Raw genomic sequence first — 16983 nt, forward strand, 5'->3', positions numbered from 1 at the left:
TCGGACAGCGGGCAGGCCAGCGCCGCCCCGTCGGGCAACACCAGCATGGCCGCGACGGACAGCGGACAGGCCAGCGCCGCCCCGGCGGGCAACACCAGCACGACCGCGACGGACAGCGGACAGGCTAGCGCCGCCCCGGCGGGCAACACCAGCACGGCCGCGACGGACAGCGGACAGGCCAGCGCCGCCCTGGCGGGCAACACCAGCACGGCCGCGACGGACAGCGGACAGGCCAGCGCCGCCCCGGTTTTTTCTGCGGGCAATACGCTGTTGAACCAGCCCCTTTCCAGTAACGTATCTGTTGCCCAGATGGGCCAACCCGGAGGCATTCTGCTCACCGGCGGGCAGTTGCAGTCCGGCATTGTCTTTACGCTACCTTCAGACGAGGTGATCACCAATGCGCGGCTCAATCTTTCACTGAAGGTGTCACAGGCGCTGGCCGCCCGTAATACCTCGCTGCAACTGATGCTCAACGGCCAGCCTTTGGGCACCTTGCCGCTGAGCGCCTCTGACAGTGCCAGCGAGGACTACCAGCTGGATATTCCGGCCGCGATGGTGGTTTCCAGCAACAATCTCAGCTTTAAAATCAACGACGCTGATCAGTTGCTGTGTGAACGCGACAGTGCCAGCCAGTATCAGGTGACGATCCTGCCAAAATCCACCCTGTTTCTGGAAGGGCAGCAGTTGAACACAGGCAACACGCTGCGCAATTTCCCGCGCCCCTTTATTGATCCTCTGCGCATGACGCCTTCGAGCGTCACCATAGTATTTGGACAAACCGTGACGCCCGGCCAGGTCAGTGCCGCCGCGGTCGTCTCCTCGTGGATGGGCATCCAGACCGATTATCGTGGTATTCACTTTCCGGTACTGCGTAATGAACTGCCGGACAAAAACGGTATTGTCTTTGTCCGGCCGGGTGACAACGTGGCGGGCCTTGCGGTGCCGGAGGTCAGTGGGCCAACGTTGCAAATGGTCGATAACCCGATTAATCCGGTTTATAAACTGATGCTGGTGATCGGGAAAACCGACGACGATCTGCGTCAGGCCGCATGGCGTCTGACCCAGCCTCTGAGCGTGGACAGCGATACATTGCAGGTAGCGCTGCACAGTATTCCGGTCAGTAAGGCGTATGACGCGCCGCGTTGGATCAATACTGACCGCCCCGTGCGCCTGAGCAGTCTGTTGCGTAAAGACCAAAGTCTGACCACCAGCGGCATATGGCATGATGCGCTGCGGGTTAACTTTCGTGCCGCACCCGATCTGTTCCTGTGGGATGGCGAGACGCTGCCAGTAAACCTGGACTACCGTTTCCCGTCAGAAAGCTGGATTGACGAAAACAAATCTTTCCTCAATGTCACTCTCAACGGTACTTTCCTGCGAAATCTGACGGTGAATAAAGTGGGCCTGTTGGAGGAGCTCTGGCATTGGCTGGGGGGCGACGCGCGTCAGGAAAGTTACACCCTGAAGCTCGATCCCTATCTGATTTACGGTGACAATCAGCTACAGCTCTATTTCAATATCAAACCGAAAGAGAACGCGCCCTGTGGCGTTCTGACCAATAACAACATTAAAAGCCGCATTGACGACGACGCGTATATTGATCTGAGCCATACCCGCCATTTCACGCTGCTGCCCAATCTCGCCTACTTTGTTGGCGCCTCCTTTCCGTTCAGTCGCTTTGCCGATTATTCGCAGACCGTGCTGATGCTGCCGTCTGAACCGGATACGGCGGAAATCAGCACCCTGCTTGATCTGGCCGGTCGGTCCGGTAATGCCACCGGTGTGGCGCTTTACCACAACAGCGTGCTGTTCGGCGTTCCGGCGGGTGGCGCGTCGCTGCAACAGTTACAGAACAGTGATGTGCTAACGGTGTCCACCCTGGCACAAACCGCCTTTAACCAGTCAATGCTGCGTGATTCACCCTATGACCTGCACAGCCATACGCTGGGGGTGAAAACGCCCGGCTGGCAGGACAATCTGCGGGGCTGGCTGACCGGGGACTGGTATCGCCAGGCGGTGAATGCGGATCGTTACCTGTCATCAAACGAAGACTGGCGTGGTTTTGTCAGCTATCGCTCACCGTGGAACAGCGAACGCGTGGTGGTGATGACGTTGGCAACCGACGATACGCAGCTGCTACGGCTACACAGCGATCTTTCGCTGGCGCGTATTAATGCCGGTATTCGCGGGGATACCGCCATCATCACCGATGAGAACGGCATCCGCAGTTTCCACGTTGGTGCCCAGTTCCCCAGCGGACAAATGCCGTGGTACATGATGGTGGTGTGGTATGCCAACCAACATGCGGTGGTGCTGGTGCTTCTGGCGCTGTTGCTCTCCGTAGTCATCGGTCTGAGTACCTTTGTGCTGCTGAAAAGACATGCCTGGAGGCGACTCAACCCGCAACAGGAAGCCCGTCGTAAAGACGATGAGACGTGATGATGATGAAAATAACCCCACTTACCGCCAGAATGCGCCAGCTGTGGATACCGGGGGGCGCGCTGCTCGCCTCAGCGCTGGCATGTCCTGCGCTGGCGGATGAAAACAGCAATCCGGCGCTGCTGGCGTTATTCGGGCAGGCGAATTACTGGCACCAGAAAGCCCATGATGACCTCGCCCGTGATGCGCTGAATAAAGTGCTGATGGTGGACAGTCACAACAGCCAGGCCCTCTATCTGATGGCGCTGTGGGCGCAGCAGAGCGGTGACAGTGAGAACGCGGCAAAGTGGCGCACGCGTCTTAGCGAGGTGTCGCCGCAGGATCCCCGTCTGGCTGAACTGGATAATGCCCGCCAGATGCAGTCCATCCCCACTGCCCAGCTCTCGCTGGCCCGTCAACAGGCGCGGGCGGGAAATATTGCCGCCTCGCTGCAAACATGGCGCAACACCTTCAGCGGCAACGAACCACCGGCCAGCGTGGCGGCAGAATACTATCTGACCATGGCAGGCGACCGCACGTTGTTGCCGCAGGCGATTGATAATCTTCGTCAGTTCGCTGCAAATCATCCCCAGGATACCGGGGCGAAGCTGGCGTTGGGCAAGGCGCTTACCTGGCAGGAATCCACCCGCCGCGAAGGGCTGCAAATGCTGGAAGGTATGGCGAGCGGCGATGTCGATGCCGATCGATCCCTGCGTCAGGCGCTGCTGTGGCTGGGGCCGCAGGCAGAAGACGCGGCGCTCTACCAGAATTATCAGCAGCGTCACCCGCAGGATCGCGCGGTGATGGACTATTACCGTAAGAACGTGGGCGGCGCGGAAAAGGGGCAGGGGTTTACCGCGCTGAACAGTGGCGATGTCGGCGGGGCGCAGGCCGCTTTCAGTCAGGTACTGAAAGCCAACCCGGAAGACGCCGACGCGCTGGCGGGCCTGGGCTATGTTGCCCAGCGTAGCGGTAACTATGCGGCAGCAGCAGATTATCTCGACAGGGCGGCAAAGCTGGGGGGCGACAACAGCCAGCAACGCCAGCAGCAGGCTGCCGATGCCCGCTTTTACGCCCAGCTGGGGCAGGCCCAGCAGGCAATGAAGTCTGGCGATATGGCACGGGCGCTGAGTCTCAGTGAACCGTTGGCCCAGGCGGAAGGCGAGATGGGCATCTCTGCCAAACTGTTTCGGGCCGACGTCGAGCGCCGTAGCAATCAGCCAGAGGCGGCTGAACAGACCTACCGATCGGTGTTGCAAAGCGAGTCGGACAACCGCGCCGCAAAAGAGGGGCTGTTCTACGTGCTGCGTCAGCAGAACCGCACCGCGGAAGCCAGTACCCTGCTGGCGGCCCTGCCGGACAGCGTCCGTGCCAGCATGGCCCCGCGTCCCACGGAAACCAGCGATCCGCTACGTCGCCAGGCGAAGCAGGCTCTGGCGGCGGGTAATACCGCACAGGCCATTGCGCTGCTTCAGCAAGGGATCCGGCGCTTTCCTGAGGATGGCTGGCTGCGACTGGACCTGGCGCGCATTTATCAGCAACAGGGCAACACCAGCCTGGCGGCAGGGGTAATGCAGCCCGCCTTCTATCAGAATGCCAGCAGTAACCAGCGCTACGCTGCGGCGCTGTTCGCCAGTGAAAATGGTGCCTGGCAGCAGGCACAGTCCCTGCTGGCGCGGATCCCTGAACGTCAGCAGAACCGCGACATGCGCGATCTGTCGCGCCGGGTGAATTTTAATCTGCAAATGAATGTGGCCCAGCAGTATCTGGCGCAGGGTTCCAATACCGCCGCGGCAAATACCCTGCGGGCGCTGGCGATAAATCCACCGGATAACCCGGCGGATGTGGGTAGTCTGGCAAAAAGCCTGGCGGCGGCGGGCTTTTTGCCTGCGGCTGTTACGCTGGTGCGCAACAATATGCAGCGTGGGGTACAGGGTAACGCCGGGGATTACGCCGACCAGGTGCTGGTGCTGAATCAGGCGGGTCTGAGCGGCGAGGCGCAACGCTTCCTGAGTAACCCGGAATTGCAGTCGCGCAGTACGCCAGGCCAGCTGGCGGGAATGCAAAATGGTTATCTGATCAATGAAGCGGATCGTCTGCGTAATCAGGGTGAGTACGCGGCGGCTTACGACAAGTTGATCGGCGCATTGCAGCACGATCCGCAAAACACCGATCTGATGTTTGCCATGGCCCGGCTGTACCAGTCCGGCAAAATGAACTCGCAGGCGGGCGTGGTCTATGACTACCTGATGACCCGCGACACGCCGGCGCAGGATGCCCGCATCGGCGCAATCAACGTGGCGCTGACGCAACACGATGTGCCAAAAGCGAAATCGCTGGTGGCGGGTCTTCATGGCGAGCAGACCCCGGAGCGGCTGCTGCTGATGGCACGGGTGGCCGAGGCCGGTGGCGATCGGCAACAGGCGCTGGCCTATTTACGTACGGCCCATGCCAAAATCAATGGGGTACAACAAACGTCCGACGGCTCCCGGCCGGTGATTGGCGGTATGGTGCTGGCGGATAATCCGTTTATCAACCGTACCACGCTGCCAGTGCACCGTTCGTCTTCTTCTTCAACCTATGGCACGGTGATGCCGTGGCAGCAGGCGTCGGCCAGTCAGGACAGCGGCACGCCGGTGGCGACGACTGACGTTCCTTCTCAACGGTCACAGACCCGGCAGCAGATCGATACCATGATGGATGATTTGCAGACGAGTACCGGCACCTGGGCCCAGGGCGCGGTGCAGGTCAGGGCGCGAGACGGCGAATCGGGTCTGAGCAAGCTGACCGAAGCCAAAGCGCCGCTGACATTTTCAACCGTGCCTTATGGTGATACCCGCTTTGACTTCACGCTGACGCCTGTCACCCTGAGCGCCGGCAGCCCGGCTGGCACCGCCGTTCCGCGTTTTGGCACAGAGGCACTGGAGCAGGGACGTATCGCCCAGGCGAATGCGGTCACGCCATCCTCGGTGGCGTTAAGCTCGCCTGGTGCGCAGAGCGCCACCGGGGCCGAGGTCAATCTTGCCCTGAGCAATGACCATTTCAAAATTGACCTCGGTTCGACACCGCTCGGCCAGGATCTGAACACGCTGGTGGGCGGTATTCAGTGGTCCCCAAGGCTGGCGGATTATCTGACGCTGATCCTGACCGGTGAACGCCGGGCTGTCACCGACAGCCTGCTCTCTTATGTGGGCATGAAAGACAAGCTCAGTGGCAAACGCTGGGGCCAGGTGAGCAAAAATGGCGGTAATGCGCTGCTGAGTTACGATAACGGCGATGCCGGATTCTGGCTGGGGGCGGGGGCTTACCGCTATCAGGGTGAAAATGTCGCCAGCAACCAAAGCCTGATGGCGTCAGCCGGGGCCTATGTTCGACCCTATCATGATGATAACAGCGAGCTGAAAACCGGTATCAGTTTCAACTGGATGGATTTCTCAAAAAATCTCAGCTACTTCAGTTATGGCCAGGGGGGCTACTTCAGCCCGCAGAACTTTGCTGCCGTCTCCTTCCCGGTAGACTGGAGCAGGAACTACGACGATCTGAAAGTGAAACTTGGCGGATCGGTGGGTTATCAGTCTTATTCGCAGGATCGTAGTGCTTATTTCCCCGCCGATGCGGAAAAACAACAGCAGTTGCAGGACTATTATGACGCGGGGGCTGTCACCGAAGCCTGGTACAGCGGCAGCAGTAAAAACGGTCTGGGTTACAACCTGCACGCGGGGGCGGATTATCGGGTGTCCAAAGATGTCACCATTGGCGGCCAGCTTAGCTACGATACCTTTGGGGACTATAACGAGAGCACGGCTCAACTCTATTTTCGCTATATGCTGGGGGAGCAATAAGCATGAGTGACATGACGGACCGTACCCTGAGTTACTATCGTCAGCAACAGCAGCAGTCGGGCTGGTTCGATCTGCTTGGGGTGATGATTGACGGAATGCTGCGTAACGCCGGGGAGCGCGAAAGCCATGCCTTTCTTCGGCAGATGGGCGAAACGCTGGCCGACAGATACCCGCTGGGTGCGGCGCAAACGGTGGCCGATCTGGAGCAGCAGATCAACGCGGTACTGGCACGTTTTAACTGGGGGTTTGTCGACCTTAAGCCTGCTGCCACCTCATTAACGCTCTGCCATATGGCCCTGCCATTGGGACACACGCTGATTGAGGCTCGCCAGTGGCGTCAGGCGCTGGGCGCGGTGCTGCTCGGTCTGTACAGCCGCTGGTTGGGCGATCAGGGCGGTGCTCCTGATGTGTCGCTGGTGTGTAAAGAGACCAGCGACCCGACCACGTTAACGTTCCACTACCAACGGTGAGGAGAGTAAAGATGGTTTTACTCAGGGCGAGTGTGATGATAATCGCGATGATGCTGGTCAGCGTACAGGCCAGCGCCACCGATGGCTGGACCAGTTTCAAAAATCGCTTTATGACCAGCGAAGGCCGGATCCTGGACACGGGCAACAACAATATCAGCCATACCGAAGGGCAGGGCTACGCGATGCTGATGGCGGTCTGGTATAACGACCGCGCCAGCTTCGACAGCCTGTGGCGCTGGACGCAGCAGCGCCTGAAAAACCCGGCAAACGGTCTGTTTTACTGGAAATATAATCCGGCGGCTGCCGATCCGGTGGCGGATAAAAACAATGCGTCTGATGGTGATGTGTTGATCGCCTGGGCACTGCTCAAAGCAGGCCAGAAGTGGAAAAATAATGCCTATTTGCAGGCCTCCGACCGTATTCAGCACGCCATTGTGAGCAGCAATGTGACAAGCTTTGGCGGCTATACGGTGATGCTGCCCGCGGGGCATGGCTTTAACAAAACCAGCTATGTGGTGATCAATCCTTCTTATTTCCTGTTTGCGGCGTGGCGTGATTTTGCCAGCCGCAGTCATCTGAAGGTATGGGATAACCTGATCGACAGCGGCATGGATCTGTTGTCGAAGATGCACTTTGGTGATGCCGGACTGCCGGTTGACTGGGTGGCGCTGAACGCCGATGGTACGGTGGCCCCGGCGACGGCCTGGCCACCGCGTTTCAGCTATGACGCTATCCGCATCCCGCTGTATGTTTACTGGTATGATCCGCAAAGCCTGCAACTGGTGCCTTTCCAGCGTTACTGGATGGGATTTTCCCGGCAGCAAACGCCAGCGTGGATCGATGTGCTGAACAACAATAAAGCGCCCTATAACATGTCGGGTGGGCTGCTGGCGGTACGCGATTTAACGCTCAGTGCGGGTAATCTGAGCGACCAGTTGAACGGTCGGGAAGATTATTACTCTGCCAGCCTGCAACTGCTTGCCTGGATTGCGATGAAAGATCGCTAATTATCTGAGTAAGTTATCAATTTTTGCCGACAGGCGGGTAAAATGTGACGCCGTGAAAGGATTGTCTGGCAGCGGGCGCGGGGGTTTACTGGGGGCACACCACGGAGATGACCGGAGCCCCCGATGCAGGAACCTGACGCCGTTTCGCCGGACGTTCGGCGCACGAAGATTGTCTTAACCGTCGGCATTTTCTTTGACGGCACGGCAAATAACGCGATTAACACCACGTCTTTTCGGCAAGCCTTTGCGTCTGATAACCCCCCACCGGAAGGTGCTCAGGCGCTCCCGGTTACCGCGGGGCAGAGCAACCTTCGCGGCAGCCATCTGGGTTACTACACCAATATCCACTGGCTGAATACCCTGTACCGGACGGACCTGCCCGCTGCTGAAGGGCAGTGGCAACGGTCTGTTTATATTGATGGCATTGGCACGGAAGCGGGCGAGCATGATCGGCTGCTGGACAGTGCTTTTGGCACCGGAAAACGGGGGGTGGTGGCTAAAACGGATAAAGCGATTGCGGCCATTGCGGAGATCCTTAGCACCTGCTTTTCCCGCCAGCCGGATGCCACTTCCTGGGTTATCAGCGAACTGCAATTTGATCTGTTTGGTTTCAGCCGGGGGGCGGCTTGTGCCAGACATTTCGCCAACCGGGTTTTTGAGCGGGACAGCGCGATCGTTGCCGCGCTGGATCAGGGGCTGAAAGGTGTTCAGTACCAGGGCGCGTCCGCTGGCAAAGTACGTTTTCTTGGCCTGTTTGATACCGTCGCGGCCATCAGCAACGCGACAAATGGTTTTAATCCCAACAATGCTGACACGGGCGACGTTAACCTGGTATTGCGACCCGGCGTGGCTGAGCGGGTTTTTCATCTTACCGCTCAGCATGAGTGCCGTTTTAACTTTGCCCTTAATGGTGTAAAACCGGGCTGGCCGGAGCTGGCATTACCGGGCGTCCACGCTGATATTGGCGGAGGTTATCACCCGTTGGAAGAAGAGCACTGCTTTCTCACCCGTCCACAGTTTGTCACTGTGCCGCTCGACCAGGATGATCAACAGACAGAAATCTACCGGCTGGCCGGTGAAGAACTGGAAGCGCTGAGGGGGTATCCGGCCAGCGCATGGTTAATTGCCAACAACCCGACTCAGCTTCTCAGCTGGCATGATGATCGTATGCCGACAGATCATTACGGCACAATGCAAAAACGCAGCGCTGCGGCGGTGATTATGCGTCGTTGGGTGCGTAACGACTGGGCAAAGGTGGCGCTCAGGGTGATGCTGGATGCGGCCAGCGAGGCGGGCGCGATATTTTCGCCTGTCGGTCCCTCGGTAGCGGAACTGACCCTGCCCGCAGAGTTGGAAAGCCTGTGTGAAAAGGCTGTCGAGCTGGGCCGGGCGGCGCGGACCGGACGGGAGGTAGTGGGTTTCACCACCCAGGAGCTGAACCTGCTGGCGGCGGAGTATCTGCATTGTTCAGCCAACTGGAACGAGGTGGTCACCAACAACGACGGCAGCGTTACCCGCGCAGTCAGAGCCGGTAAGCGGGTGGCATTTACCAACCGCCCGGACCAGCGCTGGCAACGCACGGTTTATGCCTCAGATGGCAGGAAAATGTGACGGTGACGGAAGGCCGTTGCGCCTCCTCACCTACCGGTTTACTGCGAGTAAGCCACCCAGTCCCCGCCGTTAAGCCGTCTCCAGGGTTTGCCCTGATATATAACAACCACGGCGTTATCATCTCTGACGCCACCTGCGACCGTGACAGGCTGTCGCACAGGCGGATTATGCTCAGACGATGGTGGCGAGTGGTATCAGCGCTACCGTCCCGGCAGATCCGCAGGCGTTTACCCGGCTGACCTGCAATAGCAAAGTGATGACTGGCTGAAGCGCAGTATTCGCAGCGATGCGGCGACGCATGCCCGATGCCATGAGAGCACGCTGACACTGGCGGAGGACGATTTCCGTCATCAGGACTCCGGGGATATTTCTGATTTTACCGCCCACACCACCATGATGCAGCTGGAGATGCCATGGTCTGAAGGGAAAGGCTTTCTGCGGCTGGATAATGTCGATGTCTCGGCGGGAACTTTTTCACCTGATGCATCGGGTAATATTGCCGATAACATGGCTACCTGTGCCAACGATGACGCGGCCTGTCGCCCTGATTTCCGCCAGTAGCTGATGGCGGGCTATTACTATAAGTTGATTGATGAAAATAACCGCCGGGTGACGGTGGGACTGAACGGAATGCTGTGGCGCTATGCTCACGATCTCAGTAATTATTCGCTGGGTCAGGAAGGGTACTACAGTCTGCAATGTTATCAGTCACTGGGGGTGCCGCTCACTTACCGGCAACGTACAGAAAACGGGTCATGGGAGCTGGGCGGCACGGTGTCGTTCTCGCACGCCCGTCGCCGGGATGAATCGGGCTATCCGCTGGATTTTGGCGTGCTCGCCAGTGATAATCCGGCGGGGAGTGACAGCAGCAGCAGCGGGGTTGGCTACACCCTTCAGGCGATGGTGGAAAGACGCCTGAGCATACACTGGACGCTGGGCGTGGGTGTGGATCTCCAGCATTCGAAAGATTACACTGCCAGCCATGCTCTACTTTATGTCCGTTATTCTATGGCAGGATGGCAGGGCGATTTGGCGAAGCCTGTGCAACCTTTAACGCCTTATGCCGACCTCGATTAGCCAGCAGAGGGGCGGTTCACGGTGAAGGCTGCAAGGTTATATCCTGAAAAAGGCTGCCCCGCTCGATTCCCTGAGGGGCACTTAACAGGTGTTCGCCATCAGATATACCCAGGGACAGTTTTTTCGCCGGTATGGCGGTCCCAGCATTGCGGAGAACAGGCTTGCGCGTGAGTCGTTCGTTAACGATAAAGCAGATGGCGACGGTTTCAGGTGTTGCAGCCGTGACTATCTGTATTTTTATCGTCATTCAGCTTTTCCATTTTGTGCAGCAGCGCAGGACCGACTACGCCCAGCAAATGGAGAATATCGCGCATACCGTGCGGCAACCGCTCTCCCATGCGGTGCTTAAAGCCGATATCAGCCAGGCCGGGATGATCCTCTCGTCGTTGAAACCTGCCGGGATACTCGCGCAGGCCGAAGTGGTGCTCCCCAATGGTATGCAGGCTTTGCATACCGATTTCGAACCCACCCGGCCAGTGCCGGAATTGATTGCCCGCCTGTTTGAGCTTCCGGTAAAAATTACCGTGCCGCTCTATTCCCTGGAGCCATCTAACCCGAAACCTATGGCGCTGCTGGTATTGCAGGCGGATTCCTGGCGGGTTTATCAGTTCATTCTCAACGCACTGTCAACCATGGTAACGACCTGGCTGTTGCTGGCGTTGATTTTGTCGGTGTCGGTTAGCTGGTGTATCAACCGGTTAATTGTCCGTCCATTACGGGCAATTGCTGCCGAATTGCAGGATCTGCCTCCGCAGGAGGTCATCTCGCATCAGTTGGTGTTACCGAAATATCACCGGGATGATGAGCTTGGTATGCTTATTCGTGGCTACAACCGCAATCAGCAGATCGCGGAGTCGGTCTACAGCGAAATGAGTCGTCTGACTACCCGATTTTCACTGACCAATTTGCCGAACAAAGCCCTGTTTCTTGCCCTGCTTGATGAGCACCTCAATTCGTTGTCCGGCGATGAATCGTCCACCGTACTGATTTTGCGCGTTGAAACCCTGCTGGAAGCCAACGGCGTGGTAGCGGATGAACAGCGTGATGCCCTGTTGCTGACGCTGCTGGAGAGGGTCAGGAGCGGTATCGACAGTCACACCATTGTGGGGCAGATCTCAGGCAGTGACCTGGTGTTGTTGGCTCGTCGGGCTAACAGCCCGTTCCGCGCAATGCGACTGGCACGTCAGCTTCTGCAACGCCTGAATCAGCCGGTGACGCTTCAGCAGATGCAACTTCGTCCCAATGTCAGTATTGGGCTGGCACAGCGTGATGACAGCCAGCTCAATGCCCAGGATTTTCTCAGCCGTGCCGTCTCAGCGATGATGTCAGCGCGCCATCAGGGCAAAAATCAGATCCTGTTTTTTGACCCGGCGATGATGGAGCGGGCGCACAGACGCCTGACGCAGGAGTACGATATTTTACAGGGGCTGGCTGAACACAAGTTCTGTCTGTTTCTGCAACCGCAGGTGGATATGCGCGATGGTCAGCTGGTGGGGGCGGAAGCATTACTGCGTATGCGTCAGCCGGATGGTAGCTGGTTACTACCGGAAGATTTGATCGTCAATGCTGAAGAGATTGGGGTGATCGGTTCAGTGAGCCGCTGGGTATTTGAAGAATCCTGTCGGGTACTGGCGGCCTGGCAGAAAGCCGGTGTAACGCTGACGCTCAGCGTCAACCTCTCTGCCACGCAACTTCGTGAACCGGATATGGTGGTGCACCTGCGCGATTTGATCGAGCGCCACGGCATTGTACCGGGTAGCCTGATACTGGAAATCACTGAAACGGCTCAGGTCGGGGAGCCGGAGCTGGCGCTGCGTATGCTGGGTGAATTGCAGCAGCTGGGGGTATCGGTGGCGCTGGATGATTTTGGCATGGGCTATGCCAACCTGAACTGGCTGAGCCAGTTTAAATCGCTGCCCATCAGCAAGCTGAAAATGGACCGGAGTTTTGTCTGTTTATTGCCCCATGACGACACGATGGTGAAGATAGTTTCAGCGATTGCCGAGATAATCAAACTGGATGTTATCGCGGAAGGGGTGGAAACCCCGCAGCAACGTGACTGGCTGTTGGCGCGTGGCATCTTCATCGCTCAGGGCTATCTCTATTCTGAAGCGCTCCCCGTTCAGACATTTAATGAGAAATATTTCCCCGCACATCAGGTGGCCTCAGACCCGGCTACCAGCATTGCTGACGCGAGCTGAACCTGTTCTTTCCACCACGGTCTCTTTTTTCCTGCGCCAGACTATCCAGAGCCTGACGGTAGCTGAAGTGATTCAGCTCTTAAAACCGTAGGTTAGTTGCATCAGGGCGTCTCAATTCATATTAATTTGGTTAACGGGGTGTTACTTTTGCGTTGATGTTTGACGATAACTACAACGAACCCACCCGTCATTAAGCCGTTAACGGATATTGCTATGAAAACTTCTCTGTTTAAAAGTCTTTACTTCCAGGTCTTAACTGCTATCGCTATCGGTGTGCTGCTTGGTCATTTCTGGCCTGAGCTGGGTGCGCAAATGAAGCCATTAGGCGACGCTTTTGTAAAACTGATTAAGATGATTATCGCCCCGGTCATCTTTTGTACCGTCGTCACCGGTATTGCCGGAATGGAGAGTATGAAAGCCGTGGGTCGAACGGGTGCGGTGGCGTTGCTTTATTTTGAAGTGGTCAGCACCATTGCGCTGATTATTGGTCTGGTGGTGGTCAACGTGTTGCAACCCGGTGCCGGAATGAATATCGATCCCGCCACGCTGGATGCCAAAGCAGTTGCGGTGTATACGCAGCAGGCGGAACAACAAGGCGTGGTCGCCTTCCTGCTGGATATCATCCCCGGCAGCGTGATCGGTGCCTTTGCCAGTGGCAATATTCTTCAGGTGCTGTTGTTCGCCATTCTGTTTGGTTTCGCCCTGCATCACATGGGTGATAAAGGTACGCTGGTTTTCAATTTTATTGAAAGTTTCTCCCGCGTTATCTTCGGTATCATCAATATGATCATGCGCCTGGCACCCATTGGTGCATTCGGTGCGATGGCGTTTACCATTGGTAAATACGGCGTGGGCTCGCTGCTCCAGCTGGGCCAGCTGATTATCTGTTTTTATATTACCTGTGTGCTGTTTGTGGTGGTCGTACTGGGGCTGATTGCCCGCGTGGTTGGTTTTAATATCTTCAAATTTATCGCTTATATCAAAGAGGAGCTGCTGATTGTACTTGGCACCTCTTCCTCTGAGTCGGCCCTGCCGCGTATGCTGGATAAGATGGAAAAGCTGGGTTGTAAAAAGTCAGTGGTCGGCCTGGTGATCCCTACCGGCTACTCTTTTAATCTGGATGGCACCTCAATTTATCTGACTATGGCGGCAGTATTTATTGCTCAGGCCACCAATGCCCACATGGATATTTTCCACCAGGTTACGCTATTGGTAGTGTTGCTGCTTTCCTCAAAAGGGGCGGCGGGTGTGACTGGCAGTGGATTTATCGTTCTGGCAGCAACGCTGTCTGCCGTGGGGCATCTGCCGGTGGCCGGACTGGCCCTTATCCTCGGTATCGATCGTTTCATGTCAGAAGCGCGTGCGCTGACGAATCTGATTGGTAATGGTGTGGCGACCGTTGTGGTAGCGAAGTGGGTTGATCAGCTGGATGAAAAACAACTTAATGAGACGCTTTCTACAGCGGGAAAAGCTAAAAAGCTGTCAGAAATCTGACATTAAGCTGTTAATTGTCTAAAAGACCTCACAAATGCCCGCTGCGACTTGCCCTCGCAGCGGGCATTTGCATAATAACCCTCGAAGATTTTATCATTTTTCACTTTCCGGTGAGACTTACTGACCTGGACGTGGTCTAAGAGGCTGTTCTTCTTTTTAACAGCGTTTCCTGCTGACAGTAGCAGGCGGACCATCAGTGATTATTTTTGGTTTGTGATTGAGTAGGGGTTTACATGCAGGGCACCAGAATTCGTCTTTTGGTTGGTGGATTACTGCTGACCGCTGCCAGCGGCTTTGTACAGGCTGAAACACTGCAACCCGATCCCGCATGGCAGCAGGGAAAACTGAATAATGATTTCAGCTGGCAGGTGCTGGCAACACCACAGCGCCCCAGCGATCGTGTTGAAATGCGCCTGATGGTTAATACCGGTTCATTGATGGAAAATGCCCAGCAGAGCGGATACAGTCATATACTGCCGCGTCTGGCGCTGGTGCATAACGCTAAGCTGGATACGGCCCAGCAGCGTTCGCTGTGGCAGCAAAGTATCGATCCCGATCGTCCACAGCCGCCGGCCATGACCTCTTATGATTATACCCTTTATTCATTGAGTCTCCCGAATAACCGGCCGGAAGTGGTGAAGGAAGCCCTCAGCTGGCTGGCCGCCACGGTAGGTGGTATGAGCATCAACCAGCAGACGGTTAACGCGGCGCTCAATGTGGGCGATCCCATTTCCAGCTGGCCTGCCAACCCGCAGGACGTCTGGTGGCGCTACCGTCTGAAAGGCTCAGCGCTTCTGGACCACGATCCCCTGAAGCCCGCCAGTGCACCCGTCGACCCGGAAAAGCTGAATGCCTTCTATAAGCAGTGGTACACACCGGATGCGATGACGCTGTTTGTGGTCGGTAATGTTGACAGCCGCAGCCTGGTCGAACAGATTAATAAAACGTTTTCACCGTTGCAGGGCAAGCGCAGCACCCCAACGCCTGTTCCGGCGTTGCCGCCACTTCCAACGCATCCGATCAGTCTGATCAACGGCAATCTTAATCAGGATCGTCTTTCTCTGGTGTGGGATTCAGCGTGGCAGCCGATTCGTGATTCGCAGAATCTGCAACATTACTGGCAGAGTGACCTGGCACGTGAGGCACTGTTCTGGCACGTTCAGCGCGTTCTGAGCGAAAACAAAGTGCAAAAAGTGCAGGTGGGTTTTGACTGCCGGGTGCTGTATCAGCGTGCTCAGTGTGCCATTAATCTCGATGCGGATAACGCAACGCTTGTCAGCAATCTTACGCTGGTGGCGCATGAGATGGCGAATATCCGTGATAACGGTCTGCCGCAGGAAGAATTTGACGCGCTGATGGCGCAGAAGACCGCAGAGCTAAGCAAGCTGTTTGCTACCTATGCCCGCACCGATACGGATGTGCTGATGAGCCAGCGCCTGCGTTCACAGCAGAATGCGGTGGTGGATATTGCACCAGAGCAGTACCAGAAACTGCGGCAGAACTTTCTGGCTGGTTTGACATTACAGATGATGAATCAGGAGCTGCGCCAGCAGCTGTCGCAGGACATCATCACGGTACTGATGCAGCCGCAGGGCGAAGCGGAAACCGACGTGCAGATGTTGCAGCAGAACTGGCAAAAGATTATGCAGCCAGCCGCTCATGCTCAGGTACCCTCTAACACCCTTGATGAAGCCAGGCCGGAAGTGTCCGACATCCCTGCGTCACAGAACTGAGAGGTGTGACGAATGCGCCGGCCTTGTCTCTGAAGGGACGCTGGCGCGGAGGCATTCCTTACCTCACCACTTACGCGCCCGAAGCCATTCATTCACCAGCATGGGCCAGCTGGCAAGCGGCAGATCGGCTACGTTGCGAATACCAAAACCGTGGCCGCCTTGCTCATAGAAGTGCAGCTCGCTGGCAACTTTCTTCTCACGTAGCGCGCTGAACATGACCATGCTGTTATTAATCGGCACTGACCGATCGTTTACGGCGTGGATCAGCAATGTTTGCGGTGTTTCCTCTGTGACACGGGTTTCCAGTGACCAGTTGTCAATCTCCTTCTGGGTGGGATGTTCGCCCAGCAGGCGCTGACGTGAATCCGGGTGTGCCAGCCCCTCACGCATACTGATCACCGGATAAATCAGCACCAGCGCATCGGGTCTGGCGGACAGTGAGTCGGCTATATCCTGTACCGGGTAGCATTTTTCAGCAAAGCGCGTACCGACGCTCCCTGCCACATAACCCCCGGCAGAAAAGCCCATCATAACCACACGCTTGCCGTTCAGACCCTGTGAGGCACGATGACGCAGGATGCGAACGGCCCGTTGTGCATCAGCCAGCGGGGCATCGGCTCCTTCATGGTGTCCATCCTGTGGGAAGCGGTAGGTCATGACTGCCAGCGTATAGCCCATATTGGTGAAGAACATCGCCAGTGCGCTGCCTTCTTTATCAATCATTATCTGTTCAAACGCCCCGCCTGGCGCGACCAGCAGCGTTGTGCCGTTTGACTCTTCCGGGTGCCAGAAGGCGATTTCCGGACAGCGCACGCCAGAGGCGGCACGATCGTGAGGCTGGTATTCCTCTGCCAGATCAATAATTTGTGGCTGCACCTGTGAATCACTGGCACCGGGAGCATCTCCGGTCGGCCAGATATTGATTATTTCAGTTTTCATCGATACTCCTGTTTATCGTTTTTAGTATGGCAAAGTCCGCAAAGAAATCGTCATACGGGTGCAATATAAGCATTGCCGATAAATTATTATTTCGTCCAGAAAATATCGCAGATGCCACTGTGTTTCAGACTATGCCTGAATAAGGTATTAAATAACGAAGATCTCAGTTATTTATCAGGATGATTTGCTGA

The 16983-nt window shown here is 56.6% G+C and carries 11 protein-coding genes and 1 pseudogene; 10 read left to right on the forward strand and 2 right to left on the reverse strand.

Features of this window, described 5'->3' with window-relative positions; genetic code table 11:
- Positions 1-45: 45 nt before the first annotated feature.
- The 5 genes from bcsB (at position 46) to EB241_RS06785 (ending at position 9348) form a co-directional block, all read left to right on the forward strand.
- Positions 46-2439, forward strand: coding sequence for a cellulose biosynthesis cyclic di-GMP-binding regulatory protein BcsB (bcsB, locus tag EB241_RS06765; RefSeq protein ID WP_456073064.1), 2394 nt, complete (start codon positions 46-48; stop codon positions 2437-2439).
- 5 nt (positions 2440-2444) lie between these two features.
- Positions 2445-6260 (forward strand): cellulose biosynthesis protein BcsC, encoded by a 3816-nt coding sequence (locus tag EB241_RS06770; protein WP_124232573.1) that lies wholly within the window; start codon positions 2445-2447, stop codon positions 6258-6260.
- 2 nt (positions 6261-6262) lie between these two features.
- Positions 6263-6730, forward strand: a complete 468-nt coding sequence (gene bcsD / locus EB241_RS06775; protein WP_124232442.1) for a cellulose biosynthesis protein BcsD — start codon at positions 6263-6265, stop codon at positions 6728-6730.
- An 11-nt stretch (positions 6731-6741) separates the two neighbouring features.
- Positions 6742-7737, forward strand: coding sequence for a glycosyl hydrolase family 8 (locus tag EB241_RS06780; RefSeq protein WP_124232443.1), 996 nt, complete (start codon positions 6742-6744; stop codon positions 7735-7737).
- A gap of 123 nt (positions 7738-7860) precedes the next feature.
- Entirely contained in the window at positions 7861-9348 is a 1488-nt protein-coding gene (locus EB241_RS06785) for a T6SS phospholipase effector Tle1-like catalytic domain-containing protein (protein WP_124232444.1), read from the forward strand.
- 171 nt (positions 9349-9519) lie between these two features.
- On the opposite strand, the gene EB241_RS06790 is transcribed toward EB241_RS06785, so the two are convergent.
- The gene (locus tag EB241_RS06790) at positions 9520-9699 is read right to left on the reverse strand and encodes a hypothetical protein (RefSeq protein ID WP_124232445.1); all 180 of its coding nucleotides are present in this window, start codon (positions 9697-9699) and stop codon (positions 9520-9522) included.
- Positions 9700-9756: 57 nt separating this feature from the next.
- Here EB241_RS06790 and EB241_RS20880 point away from each other — a divergent pair, with 57 nt between their 5' ends.
- The 5 genes and pseudogenes from EB241_RS20880 (at position 9757) to EB241_RS06810 (ending at position 15853) form a co-directional block, all read left to right on the forward strand.
- Positions 9757-9909, forward strand: coding sequence for a hypothetical protein (locus EB241_RS20880; protein ID WP_158612389.1), 153 nt, complete (start codon positions 9757-9759; stop codon positions 9907-9909).
- Between the two features lie 3 nt (positions 9910-9912).
- A pseudogene (locus EB241_RS06795) lies at positions 9913-10425 on the forward strand (cellulose synthase subunit BcsC-related outer membrane protein); the annotation flags it as partial.
- A gap of 161 nt (positions 10426-10586) precedes the next feature.
- Complete coding sequence (hmsP, locus tag EB241_RS06800) at positions 10587-12626, forward strand: biofilm formation regulator HmsP (protein WP_233592552.1); 2040 nt, start codon at positions 10587-10589, stop codon at positions 12624-12626.
- A 213-nt stretch (positions 12627-12839) separates the two neighbouring features.
- Positions 12840-14120 carry a dicarboxylate/amino acid:cation symporter gene (locus EB241_RS06805; RefSeq protein WP_124232448.1) on the forward strand — a complete coding sequence of 427 codons (1281 nt, stop codon included), beginning with the start codon at positions 12840-12842 and terminating at the stop codon, positions 14118-14120.
- A 233-nt stretch (positions 14121-14353) separates the two neighbouring features.
- Complete coding sequence (locus tag EB241_RS06810) at positions 14354-15853, forward strand: M16 family metallopeptidase (RefSeq protein WP_124232449.1); 1500 nt, start codon at positions 14354-14356, stop codon at positions 15851-15853.
- Between the two features lie 63 nt (positions 15854-15916).
- Here EB241_RS06810 and EB241_RS06815 read toward each other — a convergent pair whose 3' ends face one another.
- Positions 15917-16792 (reverse strand): alpha/beta hydrolase, encoded by an 876-nt coding sequence (locus tag EB241_RS06815; protein WP_124232450.1) that lies wholly within the window; start codon positions 16790-16792, stop codon positions 15917-15919.
- Positions 16793-16983: the final 191 nt, after the last annotated feature.

Origin of the sequence: Erwinia psidii, assembly GCF_003846135.1 — a bacterium.
GTDB lineage: Bacteria > Pseudomonadota > Gammaproteobacteria > Enterobacterales > Enterobacteriaceae > Erwinia > Erwinia psidii.